The 17,824-nt window shown below is 71.6% G+C and carries 17 protein-coding genes; 11 read left to right on the top strand and 6 right to left on the bottom strand.

Annotated features, from left to right (window positions below; genetic code table 11):
• Positions 1-25 precede the first annotated feature (25 nt).
• A complete protein-coding gene (locus ABZX85_RS34785; protein WP_355877752.1) occupies positions 26-1,324 on the top strand; it encodes a HAMP domain-containing sensor histidine kinase in 1,299 nt (432 codons plus the stop codon).
• Positions 1,325-1,379: 55 nt separating this feature from the next.
• Here ABZX85_RS34785 and ABZX85_RS34790 read toward each other — a convergent pair whose 3' ends face one another.
• Positions 1,380-2,135 carry an SLATT domain-containing protein gene (locus tag ABZX85_RS34790; protein WP_355877754.1) on the bottom strand — a complete coding sequence of 252 codons (756 nt, stop codon included), beginning with the start codon at positions 2,133-2,135 and terminating at the stop codon, positions 1,380-1,382.
• 394 nt (positions 2,136-2,529) lie between these two features.
• Here ABZX85_RS34790 and ABZX85_RS34795 point away from each other — a divergent pair, with 394 nt between their 5' ends.
• The 3 genes from ABZX85_RS34795 to ABZX85_RS34805 all read left to right on the top strand — a co-directional run bounded on the left by ABZX85_RS34795 (position 2,530) and on the right by ABZX85_RS34805 (position 4,323).
• Complete coding sequence (locus tag ABZX85_RS34795; protein WP_355877990.1) at positions 2,530-2,871, top strand: YbaB/EbfC family nucleoid-associated protein; 342 nt, start codon at positions 2,530-2,532, stop codon at positions 2,869-2,871.
• Positions 2,872-3,056: 185 nt separating this feature from the next.
• Complete coding sequence (recR, locus tag ABZX85_RS34800; RefSeq protein WP_355877757.1) at positions 3,057-3,656, top strand: recombination mediator RecR; 600 nt, start codon at positions 3,057-3,059, stop codon at positions 3,654-3,656.
• Positions 3,657-3,663: 7 nt separating this feature from the next.
• The gene (locus tag ABZX85_RS34805) at positions 3,664-4,323 is read left to right on the top strand and encodes a DUF5063 domain-containing protein (protein WP_355877993.1); all 660 of its coding nucleotides are present in this window, start codon (positions 3,664-3,666) and stop codon (positions 4,321-4,323) included.
• 49 nt (positions 4,324-4,372) lie between these two features.
• Here the strand turns inward: ABZX85_RS34805 and ABZX85_RS34810 are convergent, their stop codons facing one another.
• On the bottom strand, positions 4,373-4,762 hold the full coding sequence (locus tag ABZX85_RS34810; protein ID WP_355877760.1) for a MazG-like family protein: 390 nt from the start codon (positions 4,760-4,762) through the stop codon (positions 4,373-4,375).
• A gap of 188 nt (positions 4,763-4,950) precedes the next feature.
• Between ABZX85_RS34810 and ABZX85_RS34815 the strand changes: the two genes are divergently transcribed.
• The gene (locus tag ABZX85_RS34815) at positions 4,951-5,142 is read left to right on the top strand and encodes a hypothetical protein (RefSeq protein WP_355877763.1); all 192 of its coding nucleotides are present in this window, start codon (positions 4,951-4,953) and stop codon (positions 5,140-5,142) included.
• A 154-nt stretch (positions 5,143-5,296) separates the two neighbouring features.
• Complete coding sequence (locus tag ABZX85_RS34820) at positions 5,297-5,815, top strand: SgcJ/EcaC family oxidoreductase (protein ID WP_355877766.1); 519 nt, start codon at positions 5,297-5,299, stop codon at positions 5,813-5,815.
• On the opposite strand, the gene ABZX85_RS34825 is transcribed toward ABZX85_RS34820, so the two are convergent.
• Together ABZX85_RS34825 and ABZX85_RS34830 are read right to left on the bottom strand one after the other, a co-directional pair.
• Positions 5,781-7,169, bottom strand: coding sequence for a HAMP domain-containing sensor histidine kinase (locus ABZX85_RS34825; protein WP_355877769.1), 1,389 nt, complete (start codon positions 7,167-7,169; stop codon positions 5,781-5,783). The two genes, ABZX85_RS34820 and ABZX85_RS34825, sit on opposite strands and share 35 nt — an antisense overlap.
• Positions 7,166-7,882, bottom strand: coding sequence for a response regulator transcription factor (locus ABZX85_RS34830; RefSeq protein WP_355877772.1), 717 nt, complete (start codon positions 7,880-7,882; stop codon positions 7,166-7,168). The genes ABZX85_RS34825 and ABZX85_RS34830 overlap by 4 nt, the downstream gene beginning before the upstream one ends.
• Positions 7,883-8,071: 189 nt before the next feature.
• On the opposite strand from ABZX85_RS34830, the gene ABZX85_RS34835 reads away from it, so the two are divergent.
• The 4 genes from ABZX85_RS34835 (at position 8,072) to ABZX85_RS34850 (ending at position 12,818) form a co-directional block, all read left to right on the top strand.
• On the top strand, positions 8,072-9,364 hold the full coding sequence (locus ABZX85_RS34835) for an aspartate kinase (protein ID WP_355877775.1): 1,293 nt from the start codon (positions 8,072-8,074) through the stop codon (positions 9,362-9,364).
• Positions 9,361-10,446, top strand: a complete 1,086-nt coding sequence (locus ABZX85_RS34840) for an aspartate-semialdehyde dehydrogenase (protein ID WP_355877778.1) — start codon at positions 9,361-9,363, stop codon at positions 10,444-10,446. Before ABZX85_RS34835 ends, ABZX85_RS34840 begins: the two co-directional genes overlap by 4 nt.
• A gap of 510 nt (positions 10,447-10,956) precedes the next feature.
• Complete coding sequence (locus tag ABZX85_RS34845) at positions 10,957-11,625, top strand: SigE family RNA polymerase sigma factor (RefSeq protein ID WP_355877781.1); 669 nt, start codon at positions 10,957-10,959, stop codon at positions 11,623-11,625.
• A 137-nt stretch (positions 11,626-11,762) separates the two neighbouring features.
• Positions 11,763-12,818, top strand: coding sequence for a hypothetical protein (locus ABZX85_RS34850; protein WP_355877784.1), 1,056 nt, complete (start codon positions 11,763-11,765; stop codon positions 12,816-12,818).
• A gap of 139 nt (positions 12,819-12,957) precedes the next feature.
• Here the strand turns inward: ABZX85_RS34850 and ABZX85_RS34855 are convergent, their stop codons facing one another.
• A complete protein-coding gene (locus ABZX85_RS34855) occupies positions 12,958-13,785 on the bottom strand; it encodes an SURF1 family protein (RefSeq protein ID WP_355877787.1) in 828 nt (275 codons plus the stop codon).
• Positions 13,786-14,010: 225 nt separating this feature from the next.
• On the opposite strand from ABZX85_RS34855, the gene ABZX85_RS34860 reads away from it, so the two are divergent.
• Positions 14,011-15,801 (top strand): prolyl oligopeptidase family serine peptidase, encoded by a 1,791-nt coding sequence (locus ABZX85_RS34860; RefSeq protein WP_355877790.1) that lies wholly within the window; start codon positions 14,011-14,013, stop codon positions 15,799-15,801.
• A 90-nt stretch (positions 15,802-15,891) separates the two neighbouring features.
• Here ABZX85_RS34860 and ABZX85_RS34865 read toward each other — a convergent pair whose 3' ends face one another.
• Positions 15,892-17,718: an NAD-binding protein gene (locus tag ABZX85_RS34865; RefSeq protein ID WP_355877996.1), complete on the bottom strand. Its 1,827-nt coding sequence runs from the start codon at positions 17,716-17,718 to the stop codon at positions 15,892-15,894.
• Positions 17,719-17,824: the final 106 nt, after the last annotated feature.

The following is a 17,824-nucleotide window of genomic DNA, read 5'->3' on the forward strand; positions in this document are numbered from 1 at the left end:
CCTCAGGAGCCCCCAGGGGATCACCATGAACATCGGTACGAAGATGGCGCTCGCCGTCGCCGCCGCGGCCGTCTGCGTCGCGGGAGCCGTCGGCCTGCTGGTCCACCGCATCACCGCCGCCGACCAGCTCGCCACCGCCCGCGCCGACCTGGACCGCCAGCTGGTCTCCGCCGCCTACGACCACGCCGCGGGACGCGAGTCCGCCGCCCGGCTCGACCCGCCGGACCTCCCCGCGCCCCTCACCCGGCTGATCGCCAAGGGGGTACGTGCGACCTACCTCCAGAGCGGTACGCACCCCGTGCTGTGGGCGGCCACCCACGTCTCCGACCGGACCGTCCTCGCCCTCTCCCGCCCCTACGGCCGCGAGGCGGACGCCCTCGACGAACTCGACCGGACGCTCGCCACCACCGGCGCCGCGGCCACCGGCGCCGTCGCCCTGCTCGGCCTCGCCCTCGGCCTGCGCATGGGCCGCCGCGCCACGGCCGCCGCCCGGACGGCGGAACGCATCGCCGACGGCGACCTCGACGCCCGCGTCCGCCCGCACGGCCGGGACGAGATCGCCCGGCTCGCCGGGTCCATGAACGCCATGGCCGACGCGCTCGGCGCCCACCTGGAGGCGGAGCGGTGCGTCACCGCCGACATCGCGCACGAGCTGCGCACCCCGGTCGCCGCGATGGTCACCGCGATCGGCCTGCTGCCGCCGGACCCCGCCGCCGACCTGGTCGCGGGCGGGGTCCGCAAGCTGCACGCGCTCGTCGAGGACGTCCTGGAGATCGCCCGCCTCGACGCCCGGGTCGCGGTCGTCGAGATGGAGATCCGGCAGGTCAGCGCGATGGCGCGGCGCGCGGTCGCCGGGCTCGAAGGGGCCGAGGTGCGGGTTGTCGCCGACACCCTCGCGGAGACCGACCCCCGCCGCGTCGAACGCATCCTGACGAACCTGGTCACCAACGCCCTGCGGCACGGCGCGACCCCGGTCACCGTCGACGTCGACCACGACGCGGACGGCCCCGTCCTGCGCGTCCGCGACCTCGGCCCCGGCTTCCCGCCCGAGGCCCTCGCCCTCCTCGCCACCTCGGGCCCGCAGCGCTTCCGCACCGCCCGCGGCACCGGCCTCGGCCTCAGCATCGCCACCGGCCAGTCCCGCCTCCTCGGCGCCCGCCTCCTCTTCCGCAACCACCCCGAGGGCGGCGCGGAAGCCACCCTGCACCTGCCGGCGGGGGTTACGGGAGGTACGGGAGATCTGGGGGAGGCGTGCGGGTACTACGGGGAGTACGGGGGCCACGGGGACACCGGTACGACGACGAGGGCCTCGTACGCCCCGTAGTACCCGTAGTACTCCCGAGCCACCGCCCCCACCGCCCCCACCGCCCCCACCGCCCTCACCGCGGCTCCGGCGGCCTCTGCCTCGGCATGTTCGGCCGCGTCCCGTTCACCGACGGCGGCGAGAACCGCCCCGGATGCGGCCCCGCCTGCTCCTGGCGCGGCACGCTGGGCGCGGTCGTCTGGAGGGCCAGCGACGTCGACGCCGTCCGGAACTCGATCATCCAGTCCGCCGTCTCCGTACGCACCAGATCCGTGACGTCCTCCGAGAACCGCCGCAGCACCCCGAGGCACCGCTCCGCCGCCTCGCCCGCGGTCCCCTCGGCCGGCCCCAGCACCTCGCGGACACTCTCCGAGGCCCAGTCGAACTGGAGCACCTGGAGCCGCCGCTGGACGGCCTGCGCGGTGGCGACGTCCCGCATCCACCCCGAGGTCAGCCCGAAGGACCGGTCGACGGCGACACAGGACACGGCGATCAGCAGCGCGAGGTACCCCCAGGGGGACGCGCCGTGCCACAGCCCGCCGAGGTCGAGCAGCGGCAGCGCGGCGCCGATCACCGCACCCCCCGCCGCGGCCCCCCGCAGCACCCGCGCCCCGCGCCGCTTCCACCCCCGGTCGGCGAGGTACCAGGCGGCCGTCTCCAGCGCGCCCTGCTCCACCCACCGGTACAGCTCGTCGAGCCGCACCGCGGGCTCGCCCCAGTCGCCGTGCGGGAACGTCCGCCCGGTCAGATCGCCCGGCCGCAGCCCGGCCGCGCCCTCGTCCCGTCCGTCCTGAGGCGGACCCTCGGGCTGCATCTCCGGCTGCTGACCCACCCGGCACTCCCTCCTGAACCCCGTTCCGCTACCTGACCTGACCTGCACACACCCGGCACGCCCCACGAGGAGTCAGCCCTGGGGGCTACCCGTCGGGAGCTACCTCCTGAGAGCCACACCCCCGAAGCCGCCGTATACCCCCGGACACCGCCGGACGGCACCGCGTACGGCGTCGTGACGTGTGGTGCCGGTGCGTCTGACCCTTCCTACCTCCCAATGGGTGGCGAAGAGGAAGGTTTCGCCGGTTTTACGCCCGGAAGTGGGCCTTGATCAGGTATAGGCCGTGGAGCAGTCTCACTCGAAAGAGTGCCGGGGCAGCGCCCGCACAGACCACGTAGGCTCGTGCCGAGCGGGAGACCCCCGCCCCAGACGTCGTACGACACAGGAGCCGATGGTGTTTCCCGGTGGTGGCCAGCCCAACATGCAGCAGTTGCTCCAGCAGGCGCAGAAGATGCAGCAGGACCTCCAGCTCGCCCAGGAGGAACTGGCGAACACGGAGGTCGACGGCCAGGCGGGCGGCGGCCTCGTGAAGGCGACCGTCACCGGCTCCGGCGAGCTCCGCGCCCTGGTGATCGACCCCAAGGCGGTCGACCCGGAGGACACGGAGACCCTCGCCGACCTGATCGTCGCGGCCGTCCAGGCGGCCAACCAGAACGCGCAGACCCTCCAGCAGCAGAAACTCGGCCCGCTGGCCCAGGGGCTGGGCGGCGGCGGCATCCCGGGCCTGCCCTTCTGACTCCCTCACCCCGAGGGCCCCACCTCGAGGACCTCACCCTGAGAACCCCGTAACCCTCAGGTCCCGTAACCCTCAGGACCCCTTTCCCGAGGCCAGGCCGGTTTCTTCACGCCGGTCGCCTTTCTGGGAGGGGCCTCCGGCAACTACCGTACGCACTGAACGAACCCCAGGAAGGACGGCAGTCCGTGTACGAAGGCGTGGTCCAGGACCTCATCGACGAGCTGGGTCGGCTGCCCGGCGTCGGTCCCAAGAGCGCGCAGCGGATCGCCTTCCACGTCCTCCAGGCGGAGCCGACGGACGTACGCCGCCTCGCGCACGCCCTGCTGGAGGTCAAGGCGAAGGTCAGATTCTGCGCGACCTGCGGAAACGTCGCGCAGGAGGAGCTGTGCGGGATCTGCCGCGACCCGCGCCGCGACCCCTCGGTGATCTGCGTCGTCGAGGAGCCGAAGGACGTCGTCGCGGTCGAGCGGACGCGCGAGTTCCGGGGCAGGTACCACGTCCTGGGCGGCGCGATCAGCCCGATCGAGGGCGTCGGCCCCGACGACCTGCGGATAAGGGAGCTCCTGGCCCGCCTCGCGGACGGCACGGTCACCGAGCTGATCCTCGCCACGGACCCGAACCTGGAGGGTGAGGCGACAGCGACGTACCTCGCCCGCATGATCAAGCCCATGGGCCTGAAGGTCACCCGCCTGGCCAGCGGCCTCCCGGTGGGTGGCGACCTGGAATACGCGGACGAGGTGACCCTCGGCCGCGCCTTCGAGGGGAGACGACTCCTAGATGTCTGACGTCACGATGCCCGACGCCACTCTGCACGCGAGCGGCCTGGACCCGGACGACTTCGCGGTCCAGATCGCCGACCAGGTGGAGAGTTTCCTGGTCGCGGTCACCGAGGTCGCCAAGGGCGACGAACCCGGTTCCGCGGTGCCGTTCCTGCTCCTGGAGGTCAGCCAACTCCTGCTGGCCGGCGGCAGGTTGGGCGCCCACGAGGACATCGTCCCGGACGAGCGGTACGAGCCCGACGCGGGCCCCGACGCCGACGTCGACGAACTCCGCGAGAACCTCGCCCGGCTGCTGGAGCCGGTCGACGTCTACTCCGAGGTCTTCGACCCCTACGAACCCCGTAAGGCTCCGGTACCGGCCCGGATCTCCGACGACCTCGCCGACGTCATCACCGACCTGCGCCACGGCATGGCCCACTACCGCGCGGGCCGTACCACCGAGGCGCTGTGGTGGTGGCAGTTCTCGTACTTCTCCAACTGGGGTACGACGGCCTCGGCGACCCTGCGCGCGCTGCACTCCGTCCTCGCCCACATCCGCCTCGACCAGCCGCTGGCCGAACTGGACGGCCTCGACACCGACCAGGCCATGGGCGACGAGACCCTGGAGATCGAGGCGGGCCGCGTGATGACGGAGGAGATCGCCGAGCCGCTGGGGCTGAAGGCCCAGAAGTAGCGCACGGAAGCAGCACGGAGAACAGCGCCGGAAACAGCACGGAAAACGGTTACGACGCGTCGCCACCCGGCGGCGCGTTCAGCCCCGCCCGCTCCACCAGCAGCTCCAGCCGTCCCGCCAGCAGCCCCGCCGGCCCGCCCGCGCCGTCCGCATCGCCCGCGCCGTCCGTGTCGTCCGTGTCGTCCACGCACGACGTCAGCGCCACCATCGCGGTCACGATCACGTCGCACAGCTCCTGGCGCACGTCGTCCCAGGTGTGCGACGCCCCCTTGCGTGGATTGGCGCCCAGCGCGCCGTGCAGCGCCTCGGCGACCTCGCCGAACTCCTCCCCGATCTTCAGCACCCGCAGCAGCCGTACGTCGCCCGCCGCGGCCGGCTCCGCGCGCTCGTCCAGCCAGCCCACCAGCCGCCGTACCTGCTCCCAGGCCAGATCGTCCACCGGGTCCTCCTCATGTCGTAGCTCCCGGGTACGTGGCTCCCGGGTAGGGGGACCGATCCTCCCCCTTGAGGTGTAGCCCGCTACACCACGGGTTCGGGGGCGGGCTCTCTCGTTGCGGACCCCGGAAAACGGGATCGTTGATCACACAAGGTCAACCCCGACCGAGACCCCGAAACGAGGGATTCCCCATGAAGTCGCTGCTCTCCTCCCGCCCCGTCCTGTGGTTCCTCTTCCTCTTCAACCTGGTCGTCGCCGCCGCAGCCCCCTTCGTCGTGGACGGCACCCAGGGCGTCATGACCGCCGTCGGCATGGGCGTCGTCTCCCTCGGCGCCGGCGTCAGCCTGGTCCGCGACCGCGGCGGCAAGCACGCCTCCTCCTGACCGCGAACACGGCGCGAACGAGTTTTGGAGAGGTCCTGGATCTCTCCTGTACGACGGCTGCACGGGCGCTAACCGGTGAAACGGGAGTCTGGAGTCACTTCCTCCACAGGAGAACCGGAGGATACGAACTCCCCCCATAAGCACTGGAGTTGTGATGAACCGTCGCCCTCGTTCCATAAGCAAGCGGGCCCTGGTCATCGGCACGGCGTCCCTCGTCGTCGCCGGGACCGTCGGCGCCGGCGTCAGCTTCGCCGGCCCCGAGCACAAGCCGCAGCCGAAGCTGGCGACGAAGGCCCAGATCGCCGGACTCTTCGACACGTGGAACGCCACGCTGAAGACCGGCGACCCGGAGAAGGTCGCCGACCTCTACGGGAAGAACGCGGTCCTGCTGCCCACCGTCTCCAACAAGATCCGCACCAACCACGCGGAGATCGTCGACTACTTCGAGCACTTCCTGCTCAACAAGCCGGTCGGCAAGAAGATCACGACCATCGTGAACGTGCTCGACAGCAACTCCGCGATCGACACGGGTGTCTACCAGTTCACGCTCACCGACCCGAAGACGGGCGCGAAGAGCGTCGTCAAGGCCCGCTACACGTACGAGTACGAGAAGCAGCGCGACGGCGACTGGAAGATCATCAACCACCACTCCTCGAAGATGCCCGAAGGCTGATCGAGACGCACAGGCCGCCGCCGGGCGCGTCCTTCAGGGTCACCGTGCCCCCGTCGTCCGTCACGAGCTGCTTGACGACGGCGAGGCCGAGCCCCGAACCGCCTCGCCCGGTGAGCCCCTGTCCCCGCCAGAAGCGGTCGAACGCCCTCGACTTCTCCTGGTCCGACATACCCGGTCCCTCGTCGAGGACCGACAGGACCACCGTCCGCTGGCCCGAATCCCAGCGGGCGGTGCCCCCGTCCCACCGGACCGTGATGGTGCCGCCGTCCGGCGAGACCTCCAGGGCGTTGGAGAACACGTTGTCCAGCACCTGGTCCAGGTGACCGGGGGCGGCCAACACGAGCGGCCGGTCGTCGATACTTCCCCCCACGAGCGCGATGGTGACTCCGCGTTCGTCGGCGGCCGGCCTCCACACCGCGAGCCGTTCGTTCACGATCTCGGCAAGTGGCAGCGGTTCCGCGGCGGTCACCTTCGCCTCGGCCCGCGCGAGCACCAGCAGGCCGTTGACCAGGCGGCTCATGCGGACCACTTCCGCGGTCGCCTGCTCGACGTCCTCGCGCACGAATTCGTCGTCCACACCGTCCGCGATGTTGTCCAGGGACAGCCTCAACGCCGTGAGCGGGGTGCGGAGTTGGTGTGACGCGTCGGCGACGAAGATGCGCTGCGAGGCGATCAGGGTGTCGAGGCGCTCGCCCGCCTGGTTCAGGGTGCGGGCGAGGGTCCGCGTTTCCTGGGGGCCCGTCTCAGGGGTACGGGCCGTCAGGTCGCCGTCGCTGAACTTGCTGGCCATGTCGTTGAGTTGGCGGAGCGGCCGGGTGAGCCGGCGGGCCACCACGGCGCCGATCACGGCGGCCACGCCGAGGACAGCGGCGGCGAGTCCCGCCCGGAAACCCCAGATGTTCCACAGGCGGTTGGTCATGCCGTGCGTCGAGTAGACGATCCGTACGGCGCCGACGACCTCGTCGCCCGACTTCGCCGGGACGGTGATCGTCAGCTCCTTGCCCCAGATGAAGTTGGAGCCCCAGTCGGTGGTGTCCTTGCCCTGGCCCAGCGCGCGCTCCAGCGCCTTGCCGGCTTCCGGGCGGGGCAGCGGGGCCGCGCAGTCGGCGGTCGCCGTGACCTGGACGTCGTCCTTCGTCTCCTTGGCGTACGCGCGGGCGAGCTGGGCCAGTGCCTGGCAGGACGCGGTGTCGCCGTTGCTGAGCAGCACCGCCATCGTCGTCGCCTCCCGCTTCACCGACAGCTCGGTGTCGTCGCGGAGCTGGTTGGTCAGGGTGAAGGCCACCGGGAAGGTGAACAGGCCGATCGCGCCGGCGACGAGCAGGACGTAGCTGAGGATGAGCTGCCGGATCATGCGGACGCGTCTCCGGGGGTGCCCGTAGTACCCGTAGTACCCGCGGCCCCGACGATCTCCAGCCGGAACCCCACCCCCCGCACCGCCTCGATCGTGATCGCCCCCGCCAGCTTCCGGCGCAGCGCGGCCACGTGGACGTCCAGCGTCTTCGTCGGCCCGAACCAGTTCGCGTCCCAGACGGCCTCCATGATCTGTTCCCGGGTCATCAGCGCCCCCGGCTCCTCGGTGAGGAAGGCCAGCAGGTCGTACTCCTTGGGCGCCAGGGACACCTCCTCCCCGTTCAGCCGGACGCGGGCCGCCTTGCGGTCGACGGTGAGGCCGGGACCGTACCGGTCGGGCCCCGCCTCCGCGGCCGTACGCGGCTGGACCCGCCGCATGACCGCCCTTATCCGGGCGATGACCTCACGCACCCCGAACGGCTTGGAGACGTAGTCGTCGGCGCCGAGTTCGAGCCCGACCACCCGGTCCGTCTCGTCGCTGCGGGCGCTGATCACGATGATCGGGACGTCGCTGCGGGCGCGCAGCGCCTTGCACACGTCGAGCCCGTCGGTGTCGGGCAGCCCGAGATCGAGGAGGACGACGTCGTGGGGGTCGGTGTGAGCGAGCGCGGCGGCCCCGGTCATCACCCAGTCCACCTCGAAGCCGTACCGTTTCAGGCCGCGCCGCAGAGATTCCGCGACGGGCTCGTCGTCTTCCACCAGAAGTACGCGCACAGCGGCACCCTAGTGCTTGAAACTTAATTCACAGCAATCACGCGCGTAACCCGTACGACCTGGGTACTAGCTCTCACGTAGCAGACCGGAAACGGGCGTCGGATATCTCACCATGCGATACCCCGGAAGGGGAATTCGGACGCTCGTTAGACTGACCGGTGCAATCGACGAACTGAGCGAGGAGCGCACGTGGGCCTTGTCGTGCAGAAGTACGGAGGCTCATCCGTAGCCGATGCCGAGGGCATCAAGCGTGTCGCCAAGCGGGTCGTGGAAGCGAAGAAGAACGGCCATCAGGTGGTCGTCGTCGTTTCCGCGATGGGCGACACGACGGACGAGCTGATCGATCTCGCCGAGCAGGTGTCTCCGATGCCCGCCGGGCGTGAGTTCGACATGCTGCTGACCGCCGGAGAGCGGATCTCCATGGCCCTGCTGGCGATGGCGATCAAGAACCTGGGCCACGAGGCCCAGTCCTTCACCGGCAGCCAGGCAGGCGTCATCACCGACTCCGTCCACAACAAAGCCCGGATCATCGACGTCACGCCCGGCCGTATCCGCGAGTCCCTCGACCGGGGCAACATCGCGATCGTCGCCGGGTTCCAGGGCGTCAGCCAGGACAAGAAGGACATCACCACGCTCGGCCGCGGTGGGTCCGACACCACGGCCGTCGCCCTCGCCGCCGCGCTCCAGGCCGAGGTCTGTGAGATCTACACCGACGTCGACGGCGTGTTCACCGCCGACCCGCGCGTGGTGAAGAAGGCCCGGAAGATCGACTGGATTCACTTCCAGGACATGCTGGAGCTTGCATCCTCCGGCTCCAAGGTATTGCTCCACCGGTGTGTGGAGTACGCCCGCAGGTATGACATCCCGATCCACGTCCGGTCCAGCTTCAGCGGACTCCAGGGCACGTGGGTGAGCAGTCAGCCGCCCGTTTCGAAGGCACAGCAGCAAGGGGACCAGAAGGTGGAGCAGGCCATCATCTCCGGTGTCGCGCACGACACCTCCGAGGCCAAGATCACGGTCGTCGGCGTGCCGGACAAGCCGGGCGAGGCCGCCGCGATCTTCCGGACGATCTCGAACGCCGAGATCAACATCGACATGATCGTGCAGAACGTGTCCGCCGCCGCGACCGGCCTGACGGACATCTCCTTCACGCTCCCCAAGTCCGAGGGCCGCAAGGCGATCGACGCGCTGGAGAAGAACCGTTCCGGGATCGGTTTCGAATCCCTGCGGTACGACGACCAGATCGGCAAGATCTCCCTGGTCGGCGCCGGGATGAAGACCAACCCCGGGGTCACCGCCGATTTCTTCACCGCGCTCTCCGACGCGGGCGTGAACATCGAGCTGATCTCGACATCCGAGATCCGCATCTCGGTCGTGACCCGCGCGGACGACGTCAACGAGGCCGTCCGCGCCGTCCACTCGGCGTTCGGCCTCGACTCCGACAGCGACGAGGCCGTCGTCTACGGTGGCACCGGGCGATGACCGGACGACCGACGCTCGCGGTCGTGGGAGCGACCGGGGCCGTCGGCTCGGTCATGCTCACGATCCTCTCCCAGCGCGCCGACGTCTGGGGTGAGATCCGCCTCGTCGCCTCCCCGCGCTCGGCCGGCCGCAAGCTGGCCGTGCGCGGCGAGGAGGTCGAGGTCGTGGCTCTTTCGGAGGAGGCGTTCGACGGGGTCGACGTCGCGATGTTCGACGTCCCCGACGAGGTCGCCGCCCGCTGGGCGCCGGTCGCGGTCGCCAAGGGGGCGGTCGTCGTCGACAACTCCGGGGCCTTCCGGATGGACCCCGACGTCCCCCTCGTCGTACCCGAGGTGAACCCGCACGCCGCCCGGGTCCGGCCGCGCGGCATCATCTCCAACCCCAACTGCACGACGCTGTCGATGATCGTCGCCCTGGGCGCGCTGCACGCCGAGTTCGGGCTGCGTGAGCTGGTGGTCTCGTCGTACCAGGCGGTCAGCGGGGCGGGGCGGGAGGGCGTCGAGACGCTGCGGCGGCAGCTGGAGCAGGTCGTAGGGGTCGTAGGGGGAAACCTCGGTACTACCCCTGGAGATGTACGGAGGGTCGTCGGGGACGACGTCGGGCCGTTCGCGGCGCCGATCGCGCTGAACGTCGTCCCGTGGGCCGGATCGCTCACCGAGGACGGCTGGTCGTCGGAGGAGCGCAAGGTGCGGGACGAGTCCCGCAAGATCCTCGGGCTGCCGAAGCTCCCGGTCGCCGTCACCTGCGTCCGCGTCCCCGTCGTCACCACCCACTCCCTGACCGTGCACGCCCGCTTCCAGGACGAGGTCACGGTCCGCGGCGCCCGCGAGATCCTCGCCACCGCGCCGGGCGTCGTCCTCTTCGACGACCCCGCGGCGGGCGAGTTCCCGACCCCGGCGGACGTCGTCGGCACCGACCCCACCTGGGTCGGCCGGGTCCGGCGGGCCCTCGACGACCCGACCGCGCTCGAACTCTTCGTCTGCGGCGACAACCTCCGCAAGGGCGCCGCCCTCAACACGGCGCAGCTCGCGGAACTGGTCGCCGCCGAGTGGACACCCCGGTCCGGATCTCGCCCGGAGTGAAAAGCCGCTGGCCAGGGCCGGGTGGCTTTGTAGGATTCACGTCAGGACTGTGAGCCGGAAGACGGTCGCGCCGCCTTGTCCCCGGGCGGGTCGGCGTTCGAAGATTTTTCTCCCTGTACACCGCAACCGTGCGGTGCGCGGGGAGCGTCTTTGCGGTCACCCTTTCCGGGTGCGCAAGCGTGTGACCACGGGCTGTAGCTGTCGGACGCCTGTGTGACGGGCGTGGGGACGCCCGTTTCGTATGGGGACACTTCCTATGGGACATAGGGAACATAGGGGAAGAGCGGGACGTATGAGGGTAGACCAGGGGGCGCGGGCCGGTAGACGGCCGGCCCCGCGGACCGGCGCGAGCGTCGGTGAAGAAACGATTCCGGCGACGGGGGTGCGCGGGCACGGGTATTACGGGGCGTACGGGTATTACGGGTCGTACGGGTCACCCGCGCCGGCGGTTCGTCGAAAAGTGACGGCCGACACGTACAACCTCCTCAGGGGTACGGGTGTCCAACTGGCGTGGCAGAGGTACTCGATTTCACAGCGGCGACCGGTGCGACCCTGCGCCCGCCCCGCCGGACCGCCCGCCCCCGCGTCGCCGGGGCGCCCGGCGGTCTGCCGGTGATCGCGCCGATGCCCGCAGCGCGGCCCACCCGCATCCCCGGCCCGCGTGCCGGCGACGACACCGTCGCGGCCGGCACGACCGTCGACCACCTCACCGAGACCTACCGGGCGCACTACCGCTCCCTCCTGGGTCTCGCCGCCCTCCTGCTCGACGACACCGCGTCCTGCGAGGACGTCGTCCAGGAGGCGTTCATCCGCGTGCACTCGGCGCGCAAACGCGTCCGTGACCCCGAGAAGACCCTGGCATACCTGAGGCAGACGGTCGTCAACCTCTCCCGCTCCGCCCTGCGCCGCCGCATCCTCGGCCTGAAGCTCCTCTCCAAGCCGATGCCGGACATGGCCAGCGCGGAGGAGGGCGCCTACGACCAGCTGGAGCGCGACTCCCTGATCAAGGCGATGAAGGGGCTCCAGCGCCGCCAGCGCGAGGTGCTGGTCCTGCGCTACTTCGCCGACATGACCGAGGCCCAGGTCGCCGAGACGCTCGGCATCTCCCTCGGCTCCGTCAAGGCGTACGGCTCGCGCGGGATCGCGGCGCTGCGGACCGCGATGGAGGCGTCGGCGTGAGCGGGGAACCGGACAGGGCCGATGACCCTCTGGAGGGACAGGGAGAACTCCTGGGGGGAAGCGCCCCGTCGGACAGGGGCGGTCCGGGACCGTCGTACCCGAACGATCCGAAGCAACCACACGCTGGGAACAGGACTGTGAACCACCACCTCGACGACCAGGGCCCGGAGGACGGGTTCGACTCGGACGAGCTGGAGCTGCGCCGCATGCTGCACCGGGCGGTGCACGAGATGGCGCCGCGCGACGGCGCCCTCGACCACCTCCGCCGGGCGGTCCCCGCGCGCAAGGCCCGCAAGCGGCAGGCGCTCGTGGGGGCGGCTGCGGCGGCCCTGTTCGCGGGCGTCGCCGTCCCCGCCCTGATGACCGTCTCCGGTGTCGGCGACCCCGACGCGAACCCCGCCGTCGCGGGGCAGGCGTCCGAGACGGGCGGCTCCACCGGCCAGGGCAAGAACCCCGACGGAGGTTCCACCGGGAAGGTCGGGGAGTCCTCCGGAGGTACTACGGGTACGGGGTCGGGGGAGTCCAAGGGGAGCGGTGCCGGCAAGCCGACCCCGGGCGCGGACGCCTCCAGCGGCGCCGACCCCTCCAAGTCGCTCAGCCCGACCGCCCCCGCCTGCACCGCCGGCCAGCTCGGCTCGGCGACCTCGACGGTCGACGGCCCGGACTCCACGGGGGTCGTGTACGGCACGTTCCGCGTCGTCAACGTCTCCACCGAGAGCTGTACGGTCGCCGGTTCCGTCACCCTCTCCCCAGGGGTGCAGGGCGCGGCCGACGCCGCGAAGATCAGCGTCACCCAGCACGCCGCGGGCGACCCGGCCGCCGCCCTCCCCGACCCCTCCCTGTACGTCACGCAACTGGCGCTGGCGCCCGGCTCCGCGTACGACGTGAAGTTCGCCTGGGTGCCGTCGTCCTCGTGTCCCAGCGACGGTGGGAGCACCGGCGGGAGTACCACGGGTGGCGACACCGGGTCCTCGCCGTCGCCCTCGCCCAGCCCCTCCGAGCAGACGACGGGCTCCAGCAGCGGTACTACGGGTACCAGTCCCCAGCTGGTCAGGGAGGACGGCACCACGACCGCCGAGGGCAGCGTGTCGGTGACCTACACGGCCGACGCGGGATCGCCGTCGGTCACGGCGACCGTGCCGAACGCGTGCGCCGGGGTGGTCTACCGGACGGGTGTGGTGGCCTCGCCGTGAGCGGAGGCGGGTGCCCCTAGGGGGTGCCGGTCGCGGTGGCGTCGGTGCCTGAGGTGTGCCGGTGCCTGAGAGGCTGAGAGGCGCCGGTACCAAGGGGTGCCGGTACTCAAGAGGTACTGGTACTCAAGAGGTACTGGTACTAAGGGGTGCCGGACGTGACGGGGGACGCGGGCGTGGGCGCCTCGGCGTCGGCGTCAGTCCCGGAGTCCCCCGCCGCCAGCCCCAGTTCGGCGTCCCGCGCGGCCTCCACCTCGCGGCGCAGCAGCCGGAACCACATGAACACCACGAACCCGGCGAAGACGAACCACTCGCCCGTGTACCCCAGGTTCTGGAACGCCTTGAGGTCGAGCCCGGTGTTCGCGGGCGCCTCGGCGGGCACGGTCGTCATACCCGGGTCGGCGGTATCCAGCGTCACCCACGCGTCGTACAGGTCGTACGGGACGAGGTTGACGAGCGAGGCGGTGCTGATCGCGCCGACCTGACCGGACGGCAGTCCGCCGCGGGCGGTGACGCCGTTGTCCCCGGGCGTCTCGGACGCCTGGAGCGCGCCGGTCACGGAGACCTCGCCGCCCGGAACGGCCGGGGCCTTCGTGGCGCCGGCCTTGCCGGGGAGCCAGCCCCGTACGACGGGCAGCGCCTTCCCGGAGTCCGTCCGCAGCAGCGTGAGCACGTAGTACCCGCTCTTGCGGTCCACCTGCCGGTCGGGCACGAGCAGTTGCTCGCCGTAGCGCCCGCTGACGGTGACCCGCTTGCCCACGGTCTCCTTGTCCACCGGCAGCATCCCGGCCAACGGCCGTGCCGGCTGCGACTTGCCCGTCTCCGCGGCCCGGTCGAGCGCCCGGTGGTCGTCCATCCGCGACTCGAACCGGCTCAGCTGCCACGACCCCATGAACAGGCAGAAGGGGATGGCCAGCAGCACGAAGACGTTGATCCCCCACCAGCGGGGCGTCAGCAGAAACCGGTACACGCCTTCAACCGTACGCGCCGGGTACGGGGCGGAGGGCGGCGGGGTAGGGGGCGGGGGAGCGGACGGCGGTGTGTGGGGCGTACCCGTAGTACTCCCGGGGAGCGGTGCCGTACGCCCGAGGTATCACCCCCGCTTCCGCACCGCTCCCGCACTTTCTGGCGTGCGCGGGGTTTCTCGTCGTCCGCGGATGTCCGCCTGACCCTCCCCATCAGGTTTGATGGACGTATGAGTGACGCTGAGGCCATGCCCGAGTGGGAGAAGCGGTTCCGGGCGCCGCGGGTCTCCCTGCCCGACTGGGCGGAGGACGCCCCGGACCGCTCGCTGTTCACGTCGAACGCGACCGGGACGTACGAGCTGTACGCCTGGGACCGCGCGAGCGGGGACCAGCGACAGGTGACGGACCGGGCGAACGGGACGACGGACGGCAGGCTGTCCCCGGACGGGGACTGGATCTGGTGGTTCGACGACAAGGACGGGGACGAGTTCGGCGTCTGGCGGCGGCAGCCGTTCGCCGGCGGCCCCGACGAGCCCGCCACCCCCGGCCTCGACCCCTCCTACCCGGCCGGACTGGCTCTCGGGAGGGACGGCCGTACCTCCGTGGTGGGACGCTCCACCGACGAGGACGGCACGACCATCCACGTAGTACTCCAGGGGGAGACCCCTACGGAGATCTACCGGCACCGCGAGTCCGCGGGCGTCGGTGACCTGTCGTACGACGGGACGCTGATCGCCGTCGAGCACACCGAGCACGGCGACGCCATGCACTCGGCGCTGCGCGTGCTGCGGCTCGACGGCACGGCCGTCGCCGAACTGGACGACACCCGGGGCGGTGAGGAGGAACTCGGCCTGGAGGTCCTCGGGTTCGCGCCCGTCGCCGGGGACACCCGGCTGCTCATCGGGCACCAGCGGCGCGGTCGCTGGGAGCCGCTGGTGTGGGACGTCGCGACCGGCGGCCAGACCGAACTGACCCTCGACCTGCCCGGCGACGTCAACGCGGAGTGGTTCCCCGACGGGGGCTCCCTGCTGATCGCCCACAGCCACGAGGCCCGCAGCGAACTCTTCCGCTACGACCTCGCCGGGGGCGGACTGGAGCGCGTCCCCACCCCCGCGGGGAGCGTCTCCGGCGCCTCGGCGCGGCCCGACGGCAGCGTCGAGTACCTGTGGTCCTCCGCCGCCGAGCCGCCGGTCGTACGGTCCACCTCCGGAGGGGTGGTACTGGACCCCCCTGGTATGAGGTCGCCGGGCTCGGTGCCGGTCGAGGACGTGTGGGTGGAGGGCCCCGGGGGCCGAATCCACGCGCTCGTCCAGAAGCCGGCCGGTGCCGAGGGTCCGCTGCCGACCGTGTTCGACATCCACGGCGGCCCCACCTGGCACGACAGTGACGCCTTCGCCGCCGCGCCGGCCGCCTGGGTCGACCACGGGTACGCGGTCGTCCGGGTCAACTACCGGGGCTCCACCGGGTACGGCCGGGCCTGGACCGACGCGCTCAAGCACCGGGTCGGGCTCATCGAGCTGGAGGACATCGCCGCGGTCCGCGACTGGGCCGTCTCCTCCGGGCTCGCCGACCCCGCCCGGCTCGTCCTGACCGGCGGCTCCTGGGGCGGCTACCTCACGCTCCTCGGCATCGGCACCCAGCCCGACGCGTGGGCGCTGGGCATCGCCGCCGTACCGGTCGCGGACTACGTCACCGCCTACCACGACGAGATGGAGGCCCTGAAGGCGATGGACCGCACCCTCCTCGGGGGTACCCCGGAGGAGGTACCCGAGAGGTACGAGGCGTCCTCGCCCCTGACCTACGTCGACCGGGTGAAGGCCCCCGTCTACATCTCGGCCGGCGTCAACGACCCGCGCTGCCCCATCCGCCAGGTCGACAACTACGTCCGGCGCCTGGAGGCGAGGGGAGCCGTCCACGAGGTGTACCGGTACGACGCCGGGCACGGTTCGCTGGTCGTGGACGAGCGGATCAAGCAGGTCCGGCTGGAGCTGGAGTTCGCGGAACGGCATCTCGGGAAGTAGGGCGGGAGGTAGCTCCCAGGGGGTAGTTCTCAGCGGGTAGTTCTCGGGAGGCAGCTCCCGAGAGCTACCCCCGAGGTACAGCCCCTCCCCCTACCCCTCCCGCCGTTCCCGCCGCCGCAGCAGATCCGCCATGCCCTGCCGGGTCGCCGCCAGGATGACCCGGTCCGTCGGCCGCAGCACCCGGTCCGCCGGCAGGTCCCAGGCGAGACCGGTCCCCGTGTCGAGGGCGAGGACCCGCCAGTGCCCGGGGCGGAACGCCTCGCCCATCGTGCGGCCCGCCAACTGCGCGTGCCCGCCCGCCTCCAGCGCCGCGAACAGCAGCACCCTGCGCTCCACGGAGATCGCGCCCAGGATCTGGCGGCCCATCATCGCCCCGGCGAAGGACGGCGCCGCGAGATGGGAGACGCTGCGGCTGCGGGTGCGCGCGTAGGGGTGCGCGGCACGCAGGGTGCGGTACACGGCGGTCGCGAAGTCGTCGTCGTACAGGCGCAGCACCGCGTTCAGGTCCTGGCGCAGGGAGCGGGCGTAGAGGACGGCCTCCAGGTTCGTGGTGTCGGAGCTGGTGACCGCGAGCAGGGCGCCCGCGCGCTGGATCTTCGCCGCCTCCAGGACCCCCTCCTGGGTGACGTCCCCGAGTACTACGGGAACCCTGAGCCGGCGGGCCACCGCGAGCCCCCGCGCCTCGGGCCCGGACTCCACGCACACCACCGGGATGTCCAGCTCGCGCAGCCGGATCAGCACCCGGGTGCCGATCTTGCCGAGGCCCAGCAGGACGACGTGCCCGCTCATGCCCCGCGGCGGCTTGCGCAGGGTGCTCGCGCTGCGGAACGTGCCGAGCGCTTCGAGCACGGCGGCCAGCAGCACCGGCAGCAGCAGCAACCCCATCAGCCCGGACAGGAGTTGGAGGATCTGCCGGGCCAACGGGTCGCCCACGGCAGGGTCGTTGATGGCGAAGAGGTCCAGCAGGGTCAGGTACAGCGCGCCCAGCGGATGGATGCCCGTCGTCAGCCACAGCGCCACCGCCAGCGCGAGGACGCAGCCCACGAGACCCGCCAGCGACCAGCGCAGCCGCCGCGAGAACAGCGACGCCATCGGGGCGATGAGCCCCGCCCCGCGCCCCGTCGAGAGGCTGCCCTCCGAGGCGTACGACACCTGCTCCAGGACCACGGTCCCGCGCCCCGGCGAGGTGGCCGCCGCCGTCCTCACCGCCTCGGCGTCCGGCAGGAGTTGGGGACCCTGCTCGATGTTCCCCGGGGTCTCCGTGGAGAGCAGCGCGAGCGTGGCGAGGCCGGGCGCGGCCTCCTCGCCGTGGTGCTCGACCGCCCGCAGCAGCAGGCCGTCGGTCTGGACGACCTTGGTGGTGCCGGCGATCGCCGTCGCGGCGAGGGCCGGGGCCGCGGTGTCCGCGTCGGACAGGACCGTCGTCGTCCCGGCCGCGAGGTCCTCGTCGCCGGACGCCAACACGGCGGCCTGGTCGAGGAGTTCCTCGATGTGCTGGCCCAACCGCCGGTTGTACAGGCGCAGTACGAGCCGCAGGCGCGGGTTGAGGCGGCGGGCGGTGAGGGCGGCGCGGATGTTGGTCTCATCGTCGTCGTAGACCAGGGCGAGGGCCGCCGCCCGGACCACGCCCGCCTCGGAGAGGACCGCCTCGGTGGGCTCGGCCGCCTCCAGCATCCGTTCGTTCCCGGCCAGGACCGGTTCCGGGGCCGATGAACCTCCGTTGCCCGAAGCCCTGTTGACGGCCGCGCTCACCACCCGGTCGAGCAGCGCCGCCGAGACCGCGCGAGCCCGGCCCACCACGGGAGGGCGTACCGTGCGCTGGGCGGGCGGGACCACGAGAGTGACCTGTTCGCCGTAGACGCCCCGGAGTTCGGCGGCCAGACGGTGCGCGAGGCCGTCGTCGCCGCACACCACCATGTGCGCCTCTGCGTCGCTCGGTCCGGCCTGATCAGGAATGCTCCCCACGACGGAGAAGACTGCCTCATCGGGACAGATGGTTCCAGCAACCATCTGAACGGAGCGG

The sequence above is a fragment of the Streptomyces sp. NPDC004539 genome (genome assembly GCF_040610055.1).
Taxonomy (GTDB): Bacteria; Actinomycetota; Actinomycetes; order Streptomycetales; family Streptomycetaceae; genus Streptomyces.